Origin of the sequence: Labedella populi (assembly GCF_004078655.1) — a bacterium.
In the GTDB taxonomy this organism is placed as follows: domain Bacteria; phylum Actinomycetota; class Actinomycetes; order Actinomycetales; family Microbacteriaceae; genus Labedella; species Labedella populi.
Genome location: NZ_RZNC01000002.1, coordinates 124,041 through 141,327, shown reverse-complemented (window position 1 = coordinate 141,327; position 17,287 = coordinate 124,041). Strand labels below are relative to the sequence as shown.

The following is a 17,287-nucleotide window of genomic DNA, read 5'->3' as shown; positions in this document are numbered from 1 at the left end:
TCCTACCGGGGGCAGCGATTCCTCCCTCGACCGACGACCGTTGGAGACCGCCGGGGCGAGCCGACGGGAAAACGAGACGGGCCCGTCCGACCGGAGTCGAACGGGCCCGTCAGGCCGAGGGGAGCGTCAGCGGACGACGACCGCGAGGACGTCGCGAGCCGACAGGACGAGGAACTCGTCGCCGCCGAACTTGACCTCGGTTCCGCCGTACTTCGAGTAGAGCACCCGGTCGCCGACGGCGACGTCGAGGGGGACGCGGTTGCCGTTGTCGTCGATGCGGCCGGGGCCGACGGCGACGACTTCACCCTCCTGGGGCTTCTCCTTGGCGGTGTCCGGGATGACCAGACCGGAAGCAGTCACCTGCTCCGCTTCGACCTGCTGGATGACGATGCGATCCTCGAGCGGCTTGATGGAGACCGACACGGTTGACCTCTTTCTTGTGCGAAGACTGAAGTTAGCACCCTCACCACGAGAGTGCTAACGCCAGTCTACGGATGCGTTGGCACTCGTGCAACGTGAGTGCCAACATGCGCTCCCCCGCTGGTAGCGTGGCGGGATGGACAGGGCGGAACTCGTTGAACTGCTCACGCCTGAGGGCCTCACCCTGCTGGACTCGGTGTCCTTCACGCAGCCGATGGACATCCTTACAACGGTCTCCCGCCTCCGCGCCGAGGGACACTCCGCCGGACTCGTCGCCGCCGTCCTCGGACAGGCCCGGCTCCGGTCGAAGGCCCGCCGGAAGTTCGGGCCGTTCGCCGATCGCATGCTCTTCACGCCCGCCGGCCTCGAGCAGGCCACCCGGCTGCGGGTGGCCGCGCTGCACGCGGGTCGATACGCCTCGGCCGGCCTGCGCTCCGTCATCGATCTCGGATGCGGGATCGGCGGCGACGCCCTCGCGCTCGCGAGTCTCGACCTCGCCGTCACGGCCGTCGAGATCGACGAGGTCACCGCTGCCATCGCGAGCTACAACCTCGCCCCCTTCCCCTCCTCCACCGTCCGGCACGCCGACGCCGGAGACGTCGACATCTCCGGCTTCGACGCGGTCTTCGCGGATCCAGCCCGGCGCACCGCCGGCCATGCCGAGACGTCCCGTCTCACGGATCCCGACGACTACTCACCGTCGCTCGCCCGGCTGTGGGAGCACGCGGAGCGCCTCCCGGTCGGTGTCAAGCTCGGGCCGGGCTTCGACCGTTCGCGTCTCCCCACGGATGCCGAAGCGCAGTGGGTGAGCGTCGACGGCGAGGTGGTCGAGCTCGGCGTCTGGACGGGGTCCCTTGCGCGCGACGGCGTGCGACGTTCGGCGCTCGTCGTGTCGGACGACGGCACGAACGAGCTCTCGGCCGGCGCCGACAGTGAGGACGAATCCGTGAGGCGCCTCGGCGAGTACCTCTACGAGCCGGACGGCTCGGTCATCCGCGCACGGCTGATCGGCGATCTCGGCCGTCGCATCGGCGCCGGCATGGTGAGCGACCGCATCGCGTATCTCACGTCGGACACCCTCGTCACGACGCCGTTCGCGTCGGTGTTCCGGGTCGTCGCCGACCTCCCACTCGATGAGAAGACGGTCAAGCGCGAGCTCAGGACGCGGAAGGTCGGGGTCCTCGAGGTCAAGAAGCGCGGGGCGGACATCGATCCCGCCGTCTTCCGCAAACGCATGGCACTCTCGGGGCCCAACGCTGCGACGGTCGTCCTCACGCGCGTCGCGGGCCGCCACCGTGCCCTGCTCGCCGAACGCGTCTGACGGTCGGAGACCGGATCGCGCGCTCGCGCGGTCCCCTACGCGAGGAGCGAGACGAGGCTGTACGCGAGCCAGCCGACGGACGAGAGTCCACTCACCGCTGCGAGCACGATGGACCACGTCGCGAGCGTTCGCGACGGGCCCGGTCCCCGTCGACCGCGGAGGGCGAGGACGAGCCCCGCGATCGACAAAGGGAAGCCCCACCCGATGGCGAGCCCGACGAGGGCTCCGACGATCGAGAGCACGAACGCCGCGATCGCGGTCCGGCTCGCTGATCGGCGATGCGGAGTGAAAGGCACCGTCCCGGCGGCGGGCCAGCCCGCCGCCGGATCCCCGAACGTGCCGCGTCCATTCGCCGCGTGGGGCGGGCCGGGCGCGAAGCCGGGTTCGGACGGCGCCGCGAAGGACGGAGCGTCGGACGGCGGCTGCTCGGACGAGGGGAAGCGGGGATCGCTCATGACGTCCTCCTGTCGATCGATGTCGGCCCAACCGAGTGGGCCGCGTCGCCTTCTCGCCGTGTCACGGCACCTGGATGTCGGTGACCGGGAGCGTCGAGTCGGCCGCGGCGAGCAGGGAGGAGGGCGCGTGACCCGCTCGGATCCGCTCGGCGGCCAGTACGGCGATCATCGCACCGTTGTCCGTGCAGAGACCGAGTGGAGGGATCCGGAGCTCGACGCCCGCCTCGGCGGCGCGCGCGGCCGCCACCTCGCGCAGCCGGCGGTTCGCGACTACTCCCCCGCCGAGCAGGAGCCGGGGTACGCCCGTGTCGCGGCAGGCGGCCAGCGCCTTCGTGATGAGCACGTCGACGACCGCTTCCCGGAAGGACGCGGCGACATCGTCGACCGGGACCGGCTCGCCGTCGGCCTCGCGCTTCTCGACCCACCGCGCCACGGCGGTCTTGAGCCCCGAGAACGAGAAGTCGTAGCGATGGCGCTCGAGGTCCTTCGGGGCCGTGAGCCCGCGCGGGAAGCGGATCGCGGTGGGATCGCCCGTCGCGGCGGCCCGATCGATCTCGGGTCCCCCCGGATACGGCAGACCGAGGACGCGTGCGACCTTGTCGAACGCTTCGCCCGCCGCGTCGTCGATGGTCTCGCCGAGCAGCTCGACGTCGTCGACGAGGTCGCGCACGAGGAGGAGCGACGTGTGGCCTCCCGATACGAGGAGCGCCACGGTCGGGTACTCGATCCGCCCGGAGTCGACCGTCAGGAGATCGGCACCGACGTGTCCGACGAGGTGGTTCACGGCATACAGCGGTTTGCCGAGCCCTACGGCGAGCGCCTTCGCCGCTCCCACGCCGACCATGAGCGCTCCCGCGAGGCCGGGGCCGATCGTGACGGCGACGGCGTCGAGATCCTCGAGCTCGATGCCTGCCTCAGCGACGGCCGCGTCGATCGTGGGGACGAGCGCTTCGAGGTGTGCTCGCGCCGCGACCTCCGGCACGACGCCGCCGTAGCGGGCGTGCTCGTCCATCGAGGAGGCGATCCGGTTCGACAGCAGCCGTCGACCATGGACGATGCCGATGCCGGTCTCGTCGCAGCTCGTCTCGATGCCGAGGACGAGAGGTGCGTTTGCGGTCATGACGCTCCCACCGGGCCGACGGCCGAGGCCGATGCGTCCTCGAACTCGAGTCGCATCACGATCGCGTCGACGTCGTCCGGCTGGTAGTAGTGCGGCCGGATCCCGATGTCGACGAATCCGAGGTCCGCGTAGAGGGCATGCGCGGCCGGGTTGTCCTCGCGGACCTCGAGGAACACGCGCCGGGCGCCGGCGAGACGCGCGGCTCCGATGAGCTCCGCCATGACGGCGCGGCCGAGGCCGGCGCGCCGGAACGACGGGGCGACAGCGATCGTCTGGATGTCCGCGTCCTCCGACCCGCTCGGCGCGAGGACCCCTCCGTAGCCCACGACGCCCTCGACGTCGTCGGTCACCGCGACGTAACTCGTGTGCGCGCTCGCGAGTTCGGCCTCCATCTGCTCGCGCGACCACGCATCGCTCAGGAAGGTCTCCTCCTCGAGAGCGAGGATGGCGTCCAGGTCCGCCGACGTCGCCGGCCGCAGCGAGACCGTCACGGCGTCACCCGCTTGCGCGTTGATAGCGTGACGTCGGGGGCGCGGAGGTAGATCACGTCGTCCGTCTCGTGGTGCCGCGCGCCGGTGAGCGTCAGTGCCGCGAGCCGGGCCACGAGTGCCGCCGGGACCTCCGCCGCGTCGAGCCTCTCGGCATCGACGACGTCGAATCCCTCACGCGCCGCGAGCTCGGGTCCGCTCACGCGCACGGGTCCGCTCGCGTCGACGCCGGAATACCTGGACCAGGCCACCTCCCGGCGCCGCGCGTCGGTCACCACGACGAGGTCGCCATCGACCGGTCGATCGAGGCGCGCCGCCGCGATCGCGTCATGGCTCACGACGGGAACGACGGGAACGCGGCGAGCGACACCGAAGGCGCGGGCCGCCGCGATGCCGATACGGAGGCCCGTGAAGGGACCGGGCCCCATTCCGCTCGCGACGGCTGTCACGTCGGCCCGGTCCGCGTTTGCCTCGCGGAGTACCGCCCCGATGAGGTCGCCGATCACCTCGGCGTGCGAGAGGTGGCCGGCTTCGGAGCGCTCGCTCAGGAGCCGTCCCGTCGCGTCGGAGAGCGCGACGGACGTCCCGATGGACGAGTCGATCGCGAGAATCACGCCTGCCAGCCTACCCGCGTGGAACCGACGAGCCGCCGCTCACGACGACCACGCGCGGCTCGTCCCGGACCTCGTCCTCGTCGCGGACGTCCCCCGGCTCCGCGGAACCGGATCCCCCGGTCGGTCGCGTGATCTCGATGTCGATCCACTCCGCGACGACGGTGGCCACGACCGCTCGCCCCCACTCGACGACGACGACCGACCGTTCCAGGTCGAGATCGAGGTCGTCGAACTCCCGGGCGTCCCCGAGCCGGTACGCATCGACATGGACGAGTGGAGGACCACCGACGAGGCTCGGGTGGGTACGCGCGATCACGAACGTCGGAGACTGGACGGGGCCCCGCACGCCCAGCCCCTCCCCGATGCCTCGGGTCAGCGTCGTCTTGCCCGCGCCGAGCGGCCCCGTGAGGACGACGACGTCTCCTGCCGAGAGACGCGATCCGAACTCGACCCCGAGCGCGTGCATGTCCTCGGACGTCGCGACGACGTGGCGAGCGGGGTCGATCATCGTTCCCCCGTGTACGTGCGCCGCACCCGCCGGCCGATGCGCGTGACGATGTCGTAGTCGATCGTGGCCGCGTGCTCCGCCCACTCCGTTGCCGACGGCACGCCCGTCGCAGGGTCGCCGAAGACCACGACCTCGTCACCGACCTCGACGGGCGCCTCCCCCACGTCGACGACGAACTGGTCCATGGCGATCCGACCGGCCACTCGGTGGCGGACACCGCGGATCGAGACCTCGCCGAGCGACGAGGCCTGACGCGGGATCCCGTCGGCGTAACCGAGCGGCACGAGGGCGAGCCTCGACCGGTCGTGGGTGCGGTACTGGTAGCCGTACGACACGCCCGATCCGGCGTCGACGGTCTTGAGTGCGGCGACCCGCGAGACGAGCCGCATCGCGGGTCGGATCCCGAGGTCGCCGGGGGTGACCCCCGGCACCGGGGAGAAGCCGTACATCCCGATCCCGAGTCGGATCGTGTCGAAGCGGGACTCGGGCACCGCCACAGCGGCCGCTGTCGCCGCGGCGTGCACCATCCGGGGGCTCAGCCCGCGCGACCGGACGAGCGCAAGCGCCTCGTCGAAGAACTCGACCGCCGCCCGGTCGTCAGCGTCCGACGTGTTCGAGAGGTGCGTGAAGCACCCGTCGAGCACGACGACTCCCGCCTCGACGGCGACGACGAGGGCGTCGACGACCTCGACCCACTCGGACCGCGCGACACCGTTCCGGCTGAGTCCTGTGTCGAACTTCACATGCACGAGCGCGGGACGACCGGGATCTGCGACCGCCGCGACGCGCTCGAGCTCGCGAGTGCTCGACACGCCGAGTCGGACGTCCGCGTCGAGAGCGGCTCGGAAGTCCGCGTCCGGGTCGTGCAGCCAGCTGAGCACGGGGGCCGCGATCCCCGCGGCGCGCAGTTCGAGCGCCTCCGAGATGTCGGCCGTTCCGAGCATCTCGGCACCGCCCCGTAGCGCGGCACGGGCGACCGGGACGGCGCCGTGACCGTACCCGTCGGCCTTGACGACGCCGATGACGCGCGGACCTCCCGCGCGTGCGCGGAGCGCGGCGACGTTGGACGCGACCACGTCGAGATCGACGACGGCCTCGCGGAAACCGCTCATGATGCTCCCCTCGACTCCGCGACGACGTAGGCGACGGCGATTCCCGCATCGTGCGTCATCGAGAGGTGCAGCGCGTCGATGCCGCGTTCGGCGACGACGCGCGCCGTCGAGCCCGAGAGGGCGAACGACGGCGCCCCGCCCGTGCCCGGGACGACCGCGATGTCGATCCACACGAGACCCTCGGCCGAGCCGAGCGCCTTCATGAGCGCCTCCTTCGCCGCGAACCGCGCCGCGAGCGAGCGGAGCGGAAGGCTCCGTTCGCTCTGGGCGAACAAGCGATCACGCAACCGCGGAGTGCGTGCGACCGCGCGCTCGAAGCGCGCGAGGTCCACGACATCCACTCCGATTCCGACGATCACGGGGACACCTCCGCCAGGGAACGGCTACTCGACCGTCACGGACTTGGCGAGGTTGCGCGGCTGGTCGACGTCGAGCCCCTTCGCCGACGCGAGGGCCATTGCGAACACCTGCAGCGGGACGACGCTCAAAAGCGGCTCGAAGAGCGGCCCCGCGAGCGGGATCCGGATGACCTCGTCGGCCGAGGGCAGAACGGCGACGTCGCCTTCCTCCGCGATCGCGATGATGCGGGCTCCGCGCGCACGGATCTCCTCGATGTTCGAGACGACCTTGGAGTGGATCGTCTGCGCACCGCGAGGGCTCGGGACGACGACGAAGACGGGCTGGCCCGGCTCGATGAGCGCGATCGGGCCGTGCTTGAGCTCACCGGCGGCGAAGCCCTCCGCGTGGATGTACGCGAGCTCTTTGAGCTTCAGAGCACCCTCCATCGCGATCGGGAAGCCGACGTGGCGACCGAGGAAGAGCACGGCGCGGGTGTCGGCCATCCAGTGGGCGAGCTGCTCGATCGTGTCGTTGTTCTCCAGCACAGCGGCGATCTTGTCCGGGATCGCCTGCAGTTCGGCGGCCTGCTCGGCGATGACCTCGGCGCTGAGCGCGCCACGGACACGGGCGACGTGCAGCGCGAGCAGGTACAGCGCGGTGATCTGCGCGACGAAGGCCTTCGTCGATGCGACGGCGACCTCAGGGCCCGCGTGCGTGTAGACGACGGCGTCGGACTCCCGCGGGATCGTCGCCCCTTGCGTGTTGCAGATGGAGACGGTGCGCGCTCCCGACTCACGGGCGAACTTCACGGCCATGAGCGTGTCCATGGTCTCGCCGGACTGGCTGATGGAGATGACGAGCGTCCGTGGCGTGATGACCGGCTCGCGGTACCGGAACTCGTGACTCAACTCGACGTCGACGGGCACCTTCGCCCACTTCTCGATCGCGTACTTGCCGACCGCTCCCGCGTAGGACGCCGTGCCACACGCGATCACGACGATGCGGTCGATGTCGAGGAACAGTTCGTCGAGGCCGTCGAGCTCGGGGATCGTCACCGTGCCGCGGTCGTCGACGCGGCCGAGGATGGTCTTCGCGACGGCCTCGGGCTCCTCGCTGATCTCCTTCGCCATGAAGCTCGACCAGCCGCCCTTCTCGGCGGCGGACGCGTCCCAGCTGACCTCGAAGGGCTCCGCCTCGACGGGCGTGCCCGAGAAGTCGGTGATCTCGACGGCCGAGGGCGTGATCGCGACCATCTGGTCCTGCCCGATGGCGAGGGCGCGTCGCGTGTGCTCGACGAATGCGGCGACGTCCGAACCGAGGAAGTTCTCGCCGTCGCCGAGACCGATGACGAGCGGGGAGTTGCGGCGCGCGCCGACGACGAGGCCCGGCTCGTCCTGGTGGACGGCGAGGAGCGTGAAGGCGCCCTCGAAACGGCCGACGACCCGTCGGAACGCTGCGCGCAGGTCGCCCGTCGCCCGGTACTCGCGACCGAGGAGCACCGCGGCAACCTCCGTGTCCGTCTCGCTGCGGAACGTCTCGCCCTGTTCGACGAGCTCAGCCTTGATGGCCGCGAAGTTCTCGATGATGCCGTTGTGGATGAGAGCGAGTCGGCCGTCGTCGCCGAGGTGGGGGTGCGCGTTCGCATCGGTCGGTCCGCCGTGCGTCGCCCACCGGGTGTGCCCGATACCGGTGTGACTCTCAGGAAGGTTGCCGGCGGCGAGATCTCCGCTCAGGACGGCGAGCTTGCCCGCGCGTTTGCGCGTGTGCAGCGCACCCTGCCCGTCGATGACCGCGACGCCGGCGGAGTCGTAGCCCCGGTATTCAAGACGCCCGAGACCGCCCATGAGCACATCGATGCTGTCGAGCGGACCGACGTAACCCACGATTCCACACATGCTCTCCACCCTACCCGCAGTAGATTCGGTTGCATGCCCGACGCGAGCGCCGCCACCCACTCCCAGACGACCCCTTTCGACGAGATCGATCGCGCCGACTGGGCCCGCCTCGCTCCCGGCGCCGTGTCACCCCTCACCGACGCCGAGATCGTGCAGCTCCGCGGCATCGGCGATCGACTCGACATGCGCGAGGTGGCCGAGGTCTACCTTCCGCTCAGCAGGCTCCTCAGCCTCTACGCTCGGTCGGCGAAGCGGCTCCACGACGAGCGGACGGCGTTCCTCGGTGAGGACAACGTCCGGACACCCTTCGTCATCGGGGTCGCCGGTTCTGTCGCCGTGGGCAAGTCCACCGTGTCGCGGCTGCTCCGCGAGCTCATGTCGCGCTGGCCGGACACGCCGCATGTCGAACTCGTGACGACGGATGGCTTCCTCTACCCCAACGCGGAACTCGAGCGGCGCGGGATCATGAGCCGGAAGGGATTCCCGGAGTCCTACGACCGGCGCGCGCTCCTGCGCTTCGTCACGGAGGTCAAGAGCGGCGCCGCCGAGGTGCGCGCGCCCTTCTACTCCCACCTCGTCTACGACATCATGCCGACCGCGAGCGTCGTCGTCCGGCGGCCCGACGTCCTGATCGTCGAGGGACTCAACGTGCTCCAGCCGCCCCTGACGGGTCAGATGAGCGTGTCGGACCTCTTCGACTTCAGCATCTACGTCGACGCGCGGACCACCGACATCGCGTCATGGTTCGAGGAGCGCTTCATGGCGCTGAAGCGCGGCGCGTTCACGAATCCCCATTCGTACTTCCAGGTCTTCTCCGACCTCGACGACGAGCAAGCGCGCGAGCGGGCGCGCTACTTCTGGACCACCGTCAACGAGCCGAACCTCGTCGAGAACATCCGGCCGACGCGCGCCCGGGCGAAACTCGTGCTCGTGAAGGACTCCGATCACACGGTGCGGAAGGTCCTCCTCCGGAAGATCTGAGGGAGGAGGACGCTCCGCGCGGCGGCTCAGCCCCAGCGGCTCCTCAGGTTGGTGAACGGGATCCACCCGGTGCGCCCGTTCACCTTCACGTAGTACCACGCGCGCTGACTGTTGATGACCTCGACCTTTGCGCCGGCCGCGATCATCGCGGTCGTCGTCCCACCGGGTGAGGACTTGATCGCCGTCCGCGAGCTCGTCTTCATCTGCGCGGCCGGATAGGTCACCGTCGGCGTCGACGACGGGTACCCCTGCAGGTGGAGGAAGACGGTCTTCGAGATCTCCTTGATCGCCGTCTTCGTCGCGTTCCGCTGCCCCATGACGGTGAGGACATAGGTGCTCTTCGGTCCGTAGACGATTCCCACGTCGAGCTGCACCATTCCGGAGGAGAGCCACAGCTCGCCGGGCTTCGATGCCGAGTCCACACCCGCGGGCAGTCCGGACGCGAGCCGCGTGCGCCACACCTGCTGCTTCATGAGACCGGTCAGGTACGAGGTGTTCGCTCTGCTCAGCAGCTGCCCGCGCTCGAGTCGCGACAGGAGCAGGGCCAGGTCGTTGGCCGTCGAGGTCTTGTTCCAGCCCGAGGAGTTCGTCGAGCTGCGGAACTCGGTGCCGGGGTACCCCTCGTTCGCGAGCTTCGTGTTGAGTTTGGTACGACCGATGTGGGCGAGCAGGTCACGCGCGCAGTAGTTGTCCGACACCTCGATGAGGGCGCGGAGGCAATCGCGGACGGACGTCCCCGATGACAATCTCGTGCTGAAGCTCAAGCGGCCGGTGTCGATGTTGTCGAGCGCCGCGTAGGCGATGAAGAGCTTGCTCGTGCTCGCCGGCTCGCGCTCCGACCCGCCGTACACGGAAACGCTCCGCTGCGCGCCGTTGAGCTCGCGCACCGCGATCGTGTACTTTTCACCGTGCTCCGAAAGCCGCGTCTTGAGCTTCGAGAGGAGGAGCGCCTCGTCGGTGACCCCACGCATGACGTACTTCGACTGATCGGTGGTCGTCGTCTTCGAGGTGTAGCCCTCTCGTGTTCCCGTGACCTTCGCGCTCAACCGCTTCCCGACGAGATTCGCTCCGATCTTGAGCGCGCGCGATGTCGCCTTCGCGATGGCCTTGCCGTCCGCGAACCATTGGAAGGAGACGGTCGTCGGCGTCGGCGTCCAGTACCCGGCCGACACCTGCACCGTCGAGCCGTCCCGGAACGTCCCCTGGAGAACCGGCTTGGGCGCCTGGAACTCGACCGCTTGGGTTCCCGGGGGCACCTGGGCCGGTCCGACGTCGGACGGCTCCGACGGCTTCTCGCCTCCCGGAACGGGTGACGACGGGTCCTCCGGGGCCGGGGTCACCGACGGCTCCGGCGTCTCCTCGGGACGGGGCGGCTCGGAGGGCCCAGGCGTCTCCGTCGGGACGGCCGGATCCGTCGGAGCCTGCGGGTCCGTCGGGACGGCCGGATCCGTCGGCTCCGGCGCCTCCGTCGGGTCGACGGTCCCGGCGCTCCGGACGTCGGCACTCAGCGCTGAGACGCCCGACGCGACCGCGGGCCCGTCCATCGGCACGAGGCCGCTCAGGATGACGGCGGCAGCGACGGCTGCGATGGCGGCTCTCACACGACGATGTTCCACGGGGCTCCCTCATACCGATGGACCCCCGCCTCGAACGAGGGCATGAGAGGAATATACCCGGACGGCGTCCACCACCCGACGATGCGGCCGCGGGCCGACCGCCCCACCGGAGCGACCTGGGCTCAGACGGCCAGTCGTGTCCGGACGATGTCGGCGAGAGCGTGGGCGTGCCGATCCGCCGTGGCCTGGTCCGCAGCCTCCACCATCACACGCACGAGCGGCTCGGTGCCGCTCGGCCGGAGGAGCACGCGGCCGGTGCCGCCCAGCTCGGCCTCGACACCACGCACGGCGTCGGCGAGGACCTCGTCGGACTCGAGCGCCGATCGGTCGACCCCGCTGACGTTGACGAGGATCTGCGGGTACACGGTCATGACCGACGCGAGGTCGGCGAGGGAGCGGCCCGTCCGCGCCATCTCGGCGAGCACGTGCAGCCCCGTGAGGATGCCATCGCCCGTGGTGGCGTAGCGGCTCATGACGACGTGACCGGACTGCTCCCCGCCGAGGGAGAAACCGCCGTCGCTCATCGCGCCGAGAACATAGCGATCGCCGACGCGCGTCTCGACCATGGAGATGCCGTTCTCGGCCATCGCGATCTTGAGTCCGAGGTTGCTCATGACCGTCGCGACGAGCGTGTCGGAGGCGAGCACACCTCGGCGCTTCATGGACACCGCGAGGATCGCCATGATCTGGTCGCCGTCGATGACCCGACCCGATGCGTCGACCGCGAGGCATCGATCGGCGTCGCCGTCGTGGGCGATGCCGACGTCGGCGCCGAGTTCGACGACCGTCCGCGCCAGCAGGTCGAGGTGCGTCGAGCCGACACCCTCGTTGATGTTCATGCCGTCCGGCTCGTTGCCGATGACGGTGACCTGGGCACCGGCGTCGCGGAAGGTCTCCGGCGAGACCCCGGATGCCGCACCGTTCGCGCAATCGAGCACGACGTGTATCCCGTCGAGGCGCTGCTTCTCGAGGCTGCCGAGCAAGTGGACGACGTACCGGTCCTCCGCGTCGGCGAACCGACGGATGCGACCGACGTCGCCTCCCGTGGGCATGAGGATGTCGCGCTCGAGGTACGACTCGATGCGCTCCTCGACGACGTCGGGGAGCTTGGTACCGCCTCGCGCGAAGATCTTGATGCCGTTGTCGGGCGCGGGGTTGTGCGATGCCGAGATCATGACGCCGAAGTCAGCACCGATGTCCTGGATCAGGAACGCGGCTGCCGGCGTCGGTAGAACACCGGCGTCGAGGACGTCGACACCGGAGCTCGCGAGTCCTGCGGCGACTGCCGCGGAGAGGAACTCGCCGGAGATGCGGGGGTCGCGGGCGAGAACCGCGACGGGCCGCCTACCGGCGGCCCGTCGGGCTTCAGCACTGCGTCCCTTGCCGAGGACGACGGCCGTGGCCTGGGCGAGACCCAACGCCAGATCGGCGGTGAGGTCGGTGTTCGCCAGGCCGCGGACGCCGTCCGTACCGAACAGACGTGCCACGAGTTGTGGTCCGCTCTCGCGCTTTAGCGCTTCGAGAACTGCGAGGCCTTACGGGCCTTCTTGAGACCCGCCTTCTTGCGCTCGATCACGCGCGCGTCGCGCGTCAGGAAGCCGGCAGCCTTGAGCGTCGGGCGGTTGTTCTCACGGTCGATCTCGTTGAGCGCACGGGCGATCGCGAGGCGAAGCGCTCCGGCCTGACCGGAGGGGCCACCACCCGAGATGCGCGCGATGACGTCGTAGCTGCCCAGGAGGTCGAGGACCTTGAACGGGTCGTTGATGAGCTGCTGGTGAAGCTTGTTCGGGAAGTACTCGGCGAGCTCGCGGCCGTTGACGGTCGCGGTGCCCGAACCGGGGACGATGCGCACGCGGGCGATCGCCTGCTTGCGACGGCCGACGGCCGCGCCGGGGACGTTGAGGACGGGGCGCGGGGCCGCCGTGTTCTCGCTCGCGGGCGTCTCGGTCGAGAAGCTGTCGGGGGTCTGGTCGAGGGAATCGATGATCTGAGCCACGGTGTGGAATCCTTTGTCGTTTTCGGCGGCGCTTACTGCGCGACCTGGCCGAGGGTGTACGTCTTGGGCTGCTGCGCAGCGTGGGGGTGCTCGCTGCCGGTGTACACCTTCAGCTTGCGGAGCTGGGCGCGACCGATCGAGTTCTTCGGGAGCATGCCACGGATCGCCTTCTCGACGGCGCGGACGGGGTTCTTCTCGAGGAGCTCTGCGTACGTGACGGAGCTGAGGCCGCCCGGGTAGCCCGAGTGGCGGTAGGCCTTCTTCTGGAGGGCCTTCGAGCCCGTGAGGGCGACCTTGTCGGCGTTCACGATGATGACGAAGTCACCCGTGTCGACGTGGGGGGCGAAGATCGGCTTGTGCTTGCCGCGCAGGAGGGTGGCGGCGTGGCTCGCGAGACGGCCGAGGACGATGTCCTCGGCGTCGATGACGACCCAGTCGCGCTGGATCTCCGCGGGCTTGGGGGTGAATGTGCGCGTCACAGTAGTGCTGCTTTCTTATCGGAGTTGGTCGATCGTGAATCCCGCTCCGTTGGGAGTTCTCGACGAGAACGCCGCAGGTGGAGGGCTCAACTTCGAGTGAGCGTCTCAGATGGACGCACACCAAGGGTCAACTCTAGTCGATGCCGTCCTCATCGGCAAGCTCGCGCTCCAGCGTGCGGCGCGCCCGCGTGAGCTCGGCGCGAGCGGCGAGCTGGTCGTCCGGCGGGTAGGCGACCTCCACGAATGTGAGCCCCCGTGCCGGCATGACCGCGAACCGTCCGACCCGCGCGGCGTCGTCACGGAGCCGCATGACCTCGGAGATCGTCATGCGCCCTCCGCCGACGGCGATGCAGGCGCCGACGATCGACCTCACCATGCTGTGACAGAACGCATCGGCCCTCACTCGCGCCTTCAGCACACCGTCGTCGTCTCGGTGCCAGTCGAAATCGAGCAGGGTGCGGATCGTCGTCGCCCCCTCTCTCGGCTTGCAATAGGCCCCGAAATCGTGGAGACCGAGCAGCGCGGCCGCGGCTTCCCGCATGGCGTCGAGATCGAGCGTCGCGGGGACCCACGCCGTGAAGGCCCGCTCGAGCGGGTTCCGCCCGGTGACGTAGTCCGCCACGCGGTACTCGTACCGCCGCCACAACGCACCGAAGCGGGCGTCGAACCCCGCGGGCGCGAGCGAGGCGCGCGAGACCACGACATCGGAGTACGGACCGAGGATCCCGTTGATGCGTCGCCCGAGGGCCGAACCGGGGTCCGTCGTCGCCCCACGATTGCGTCCGAGCCGTCGCGAGCGATCGACGTCGAGATCGAGGTGCGCCACCTGACCGACGGCGTGGACGCCGGCGTCGGTGCGCCCGGCGACGACAAGGCTCGACGCCGTCCCGAAGCCCCCGAACGACTGGTCGATCGCCGCTTCGAGCACGCCCTGGACGGTGCGGAGTCCCGGCTGCCTCGACCAGCCGGAGAACCTCGAGCCGTCGTAGGCGATGTCGAGCCGATAACGCGTGAGCGACGCGTCGCCCTCCCCTGCCGTCATTCCGCCGCCCTCACCGGTCGGCGACGAATGCGAGTGATGGCGTCGCCGCGGTGGAGCCGATTCCGGCGTGGACGGGGACGGAGCGCGTCGTCGGCGCACCGATGCGCTCAGACACGGGTACGGCGGCGGGCATGTCTCGAGCCTAGGACACCGCGGTCGTCTCGTCCGTCGTCCACGACGCCCCCACCCGTCGTCCACAGCCGAGTTATCCACAGCCCTATCCGCCAAAACATGAGGATTACTACGCTTTTCAAGCCGGCCGTGTCCGGCACCGCTCGACGGCGCGCGGAGGACTCGTCATCGTCAGGTACCAGGGGGAACCACATGATCCGACACACCACGGACGCGCGCGTCTCCGGCGCGGGGGACGCGTCCTCCGCCACCGGGTTCGAGGCGTCCCGTCTCCACCTCGAGGACTTCGTCCGCGGCCTCGGCTACCCCGCCGACCGCGTGGACGAGGTCATCGTCCGCCTCCGCCGAGAGCGCGGTGCGATGTCCGTCGAGGACGCGGCGGCTCATCTGAGCGACTGGGTCACGTCCGTCCATCGATCCCATCACGGGTTCCATCGCGACGTGACGATCGAGGAGGCGCGAACCGCCTTCGTCATCAGCGGCGCCGCGATGTGGAGTGCGGACACACTCTTCACCGAACCGGATTCGCTGCCGGCAGCGCACCGCGCCGCCCTCGCCGCCGGTTCCTCGTCGGTCGTGCCCGTCGAGCGTCCCCTCCCCATGCCGGCGCAAGACCTGGCGGGTCCGCGACGGCGGCGGGCGGAACCGACGATCCGGCGGGTCAGCTGGGTCCCGACACGATGAGCGGTCGACACGCGACCACCGCGATCGCCTTCCAGCACCCCGACGCGCCCTCGGGCGCAGCGCGCGCCATCGTGCTCACCGGGACGGCGATCACGACTCTCGCCGGGACATCGGGGGCGTGGTGGGCGCTCGTGCCCGGCGGCCTGAACGCCGCGGAGTTCGCGCAGCTGATGCTCTTCGGTGTCTGCTTCGCGTGGATCGCCTTCGCGTTCTGGACGGCGGTCGTCGGATATCGACGGCTCGTCGCGCATGGTCCCGTCTCGGGGCTGCGCGGACCGGTCGGTGCGGCGGATACGCAAGCGATCACGAGTCGCGTCGCTCTCGTCGTCCCCATGCGGAACGAGGATCCGCATGCCGTCTTCGCCAATATCAGAGCCATCGGTGAGTCGATCGGCCGCAGTCGGCATCCCGAGCTCATCGACTTCTTCATCCTGAGCGACACCGTCGATCCCGACATCCAGGTCGCCGAGGAGATCGCCTGGACGGAACTGCGCGGCCATCTGGCCTCCGTCTGCCAGGTCTTCTACCGTCGCCGCACGGACAACACCGGCAAGAAGGCCGGGAATCTCGCGGAGTTCTGCCGCCGCTGGGGAGCCGGCTACGAGTACTTCATCGTCCTCGACGCCGACAGTCTCATGGAGGCCGACACCATCATCATGATGACGCGGATCATGGAGTTGAACCGGGGCGTCGGTATCCTCCAGGCGCCGCCGACGTCCATCGACGGGTCGACCCGCTTCGCCCGACTCCAACAATTCGCGGGGTTCGCGTACGGCACGGTCGTGACGGCGGGGATGTCCGCATGGCAACGCGGCGACTCCAACTACTGGGGACACAACGCCATCATCCGCACAGCCGCTTTCGCCCGATACTGCGGGCTCCCCGTCCTCAGCGGCACCGGACCGTTCTCGGGCGAGATCCTGAGCCACGACTTCGTCGAGGCCGCCCTGATGCGTCGGGCGGGTTATGAGGTCTGGATGCTCCCGGAACTCGCCGGAAGCTACGAGCGCCTGCCACCGACCCTCCTCGACTACGCCCAGCGTGATCGTCGGTGGGCCGCCGGCAACCTGCAGCATCTGCGACTTCTGACCACGGCCGGGCTCCACCCCCTGAGCAGGCTCCACCTCTTCATGGGGGCGGCGTCCTACCTCATGTCACCCGTCTGGCTGCTCTTCATCCTCGCCGGGGTAGTCTCCGCCCTGATCGACTCGACGAGCGCCGGGCATCGCGCAGTCGACCCCCTCGCGGCGATCATCGTGTTCGCCGCTTCGTCGGCACTCGTGTTCGCACCCCGCGCTCTCGGGATCATCGTGATCCTGCGCGACCGCGACACGCGACGGGCACTCGGGGGCGGAGGTGCCGTGCTCCTCAGCGGCCTCGTCGAGATCGTGGTCTCGGCCGCGATGGCTCCGGTCACGATGGTCATGCAGACGACCTCACTTGTCGGCATCCTGAGTGGCGCGACGGTGACGTGGGGAGTGCAACGCCGAGACGGCGGACGGCCGAGCCGCATCGCCCTCCTGCGCGTCCACGCACCGCATGTTGTGCTGGGTCTCGCGCTCCTCGCCACGGCGCTCCTCGTTCCGGGATCCGCGTTCTGGCTCGCCGCGATGATCGCCTCATTGCTCGCGGCACCTCTCCTGACCGCGTGGTCGTCCGGAACCGACGCACCGTCGTCCCTCCTGGGTCGGCTCGTCCGCGTCCCCGAGGAGGTCGCACCGCCCCGCGTGGTCACTCGCGCGGACGAACTCGCCGGAGCTCAGGCTCCCCTCGTCGTCGACGGGCTGCGGCGCGTTCTGACGGACGGACGTGCCCATTCCGTCCATCTCGCAGTGCTCGAGACCGCGGCGACCCGTCCGGCCCCGGTTCCCGAGCGTGTGGCGCGGCTCGTGCGAGAGGGCGCGTGGGCCAGTATCGACCCCCGCGATCGAGCACTCGCGCTCGCGTCCCCCGATTTCCTCGCGACGTACCGTCGGCTGCCCGTCCGCCTCGACCGCGCCTCCCACGGCACCCCGGCGCCCGTCCACCACTGACCCGCATCTCGCGGCGCCGACCGTCTCCACGTCGGCACCGACCGTTCGTCCG

General features: G+C 69.8%; 19 protein-coding genes. 4 read left to right on the top strand and 15 right to left on the bottom strand.

Annotation, left to right across the window (positions count from 1 at the left end):
* Positions 1–126 precede the first annotated feature (126 nt).
* Positions 127–423: a co-chaperone GroES gene (gene groES, locus ELQ92_RS06340; RefSeq protein ID WP_128495409.1), complete on the bottom strand. Its 297-nt coding sequence runs from the start codon at positions 421–423 to the stop codon at positions 127–129.
* A gap of 133 nt (positions 424–556) precedes the next feature.
* On the opposite strand from groES, the gene ELQ92_RS06335 reads away from it, so the two are divergent.
* The gene (locus ELQ92_RS06335; protein WP_128498166.1) at positions 557–1,741 is read left to right on the top strand and encodes a class I SAM-dependent methyltransferase; all 1,185 of its coding nucleotides are present in this window, start codon (positions 557–559) and stop codon (positions 1,739–1,741) included.
* 35 nt (positions 1,742–1,776) lie between these two features.
* On the opposite strand, the gene ELQ92_RS06330 is transcribed toward ELQ92_RS06335, so the two are convergent.
* The 8 genes from ELQ92_RS06330 to glmS form a co-directional block, all read right to left on the bottom strand.
* Entirely contained in the window at positions 1,777–2,196 is a 420-nt protein-coding gene (locus tag ELQ92_RS06330; RefSeq protein ID WP_128498165.1) for a hypothetical protein, read from the bottom strand.
* 61 nt (positions 2,197–2,257) lie between these two features.
* Entirely contained in the window at positions 2,258–3,316 is a 1,059-nt protein-coding gene (gene tsaD, locus ELQ92_RS06325; RefSeq protein ID WP_128498164.1) for a tRNA (adenosine(37)-N6)-threonylcarbamoyltransferase complex transferase subunit TsaD, read from the bottom strand.
* Positions 3,313–3,807, bottom strand: a complete 495-nt coding sequence (gene rimI / locus ELQ92_RS06320) for a ribosomal protein S18-alanine N-acetyltransferase (RefSeq protein ID WP_243694904.1) — start codon at positions 3,805–3,807, stop codon at positions 3,313–3,315. Before rimI ends, tsaD begins: the two co-directional genes overlap by 4 nt.
* Positions 3,804–4,418: a tRNA (adenosine(37)-N6)-threonylcarbamoyltransferase complex dimerization subunit type 1 TsaB gene (gene tsaB, locus ELQ92_RS06315; RefSeq protein ID WP_128498162.1), complete on the bottom strand. Its 615-nt coding sequence runs from the start codon at positions 4,416–4,418 to the stop codon at positions 3,804–3,806. The genes rimI and tsaB overlap by 4 nt, the downstream gene beginning before the upstream one ends.
* A gap of 10 nt (positions 4,419–4,428) precedes the next feature.
* The gene (tsaE, locus tag ELQ92_RS06310) at positions 4,429–4,926 is read right to left on the bottom strand and encodes a tRNA (adenosine(37)-N6)-threonylcarbamoyltransferase complex ATPase subunit type 1 TsaE (protein ID WP_128498161.1); all 498 of its coding nucleotides are present in this window, start codon (positions 4,924–4,926) and stop codon (positions 4,429–4,431) included.
* Positions 4,923–6,038, bottom strand: a complete 1,116-nt coding sequence (gene alr, locus ELQ92_RS06305; protein ID WP_128498160.1) for an alanine racemase — start codon at positions 6,036–6,038, stop codon at positions 4,923–4,925. The genes tsaE and alr overlap by 4 nt, the downstream gene beginning before the upstream one ends.
* Complete coding sequence (locus ELQ92_RS06300; RefSeq protein WP_128498159.1) at positions 6,035–6,397, bottom strand: holo-ACP synthase; 363 nt, start codon at positions 6,395–6,397, stop codon at positions 6,035–6,037. Before ELQ92_RS06300 ends, alr begins: the two co-directional genes overlap by 4 nt.
* Before the next feature lie 24 nt (positions 6,398–6,421).
* Positions 6,422–8,272, bottom strand: a complete 1,851-nt coding sequence (gene glmS, locus ELQ92_RS06295) for a glutamine--fructose-6-phosphate transaminase (isomerizing) (protein WP_128498158.1) — start codon at positions 8,270–8,272, stop codon at positions 6,422–6,424.
* 33 nt (positions 8,273–8,305) lie between these two features.
* Here glmS and coaA point away from each other — a divergent pair, with 33 nt between their 5' ends.
* Entirely contained in the window at positions 8,306–9,253 is a 948-nt protein-coding gene (coaA, locus tag ELQ92_RS06290; RefSeq protein ID WP_128498157.1) for a type I pantothenate kinase, read from the top strand.
* Positions 9,254–9,279: 26 nt separating this feature from the next.
* Here coaA and ELQ92_RS06285 read toward each other — a convergent pair whose 3' ends face one another.
* From ELQ92_RS06285 to ELQ92_RS16705, 6 genes are all read right to left on the bottom strand, one after another.
* Entirely contained in the window at positions 9,280–10,854 is a 1,575-nt protein-coding gene (locus tag ELQ92_RS06285) for a serine hydrolase (protein ID WP_128498156.1), read from the bottom strand.
* A gap of 137 nt (positions 10,855–10,991) precedes the next feature.
* The gene (glmM, locus tag ELQ92_RS06280) at positions 10,992–12,356 is read right to left on the bottom strand and encodes a phosphoglucosamine mutase (protein ID WP_128498155.1); all 1,365 of its coding nucleotides are present in this window, start codon (positions 12,354–12,356) and stop codon (positions 10,992–10,994) included.
* Positions 12,357–12,379: 23 nt separating this feature from the next.
* Positions 12,380–12,865, bottom strand: a complete 486-nt coding sequence (gene rpsI, locus ELQ92_RS06275) for a 30S ribosomal protein S9 (RefSeq protein WP_128498154.1) — start codon at positions 12,863–12,865, stop codon at positions 12,380–12,382.
* A gap of 32 nt (positions 12,866–12,897) precedes the next feature.
* Positions 12,898–13,344, bottom strand: a complete 447-nt coding sequence (gene rplM, locus ELQ92_RS06270) for a 50S ribosomal protein L13 (RefSeq protein ID WP_128495423.1) — start codon at positions 13,342–13,344, stop codon at positions 12,898–12,900.
* A 133-nt stretch (positions 13,345–13,477) separates the two neighbouring features.
* The gene (locus tag ELQ92_RS06265) at positions 13,478–14,386 is read right to left on the bottom strand and encodes a tRNA pseudouridine synthase A (RefSeq protein ID WP_128498153.1); all 909 of its coding nucleotides are present in this window, start codon (positions 14,384–14,386) and stop codon (positions 13,478–13,480) included.
* A 10-nt stretch (positions 14,387–14,396) separates the two neighbouring features.
* On the bottom strand, positions 14,397–14,519 hold the full coding sequence (locus ELQ92_RS16705; protein ID WP_279432155.1) for a hypothetical protein: 123 nt from the start codon (positions 14,517–14,519) through the stop codon (positions 14,397–14,399).
* A gap of 191 nt (positions 14,520–14,710) precedes the next feature.
* Here ELQ92_RS16705 and ELQ92_RS06260 point away from each other — a divergent pair, with 191 nt between their 5' ends.
* Entirely contained in the window at positions 14,711–15,202 is a 492-nt protein-coding gene (locus ELQ92_RS06260) for a hypothetical protein (RefSeq protein ID WP_128498152.1), read from the top strand.
* The gene (mdoH, locus tag ELQ92_RS06255; RefSeq protein ID WP_128498151.1) at positions 15,199–17,235 is read left to right on the top strand and encodes a glucans biosynthesis glucosyltransferase MdoH; all 2,037 of its coding nucleotides are present in this window, start codon (positions 15,199–15,201) and stop codon (positions 17,233–17,235) included. The genes ELQ92_RS06260 and mdoH overlap by 4 nt, the downstream gene beginning before the upstream one ends.
* Positions 17,236–17,287: the final 52 nt, after the last annotated feature.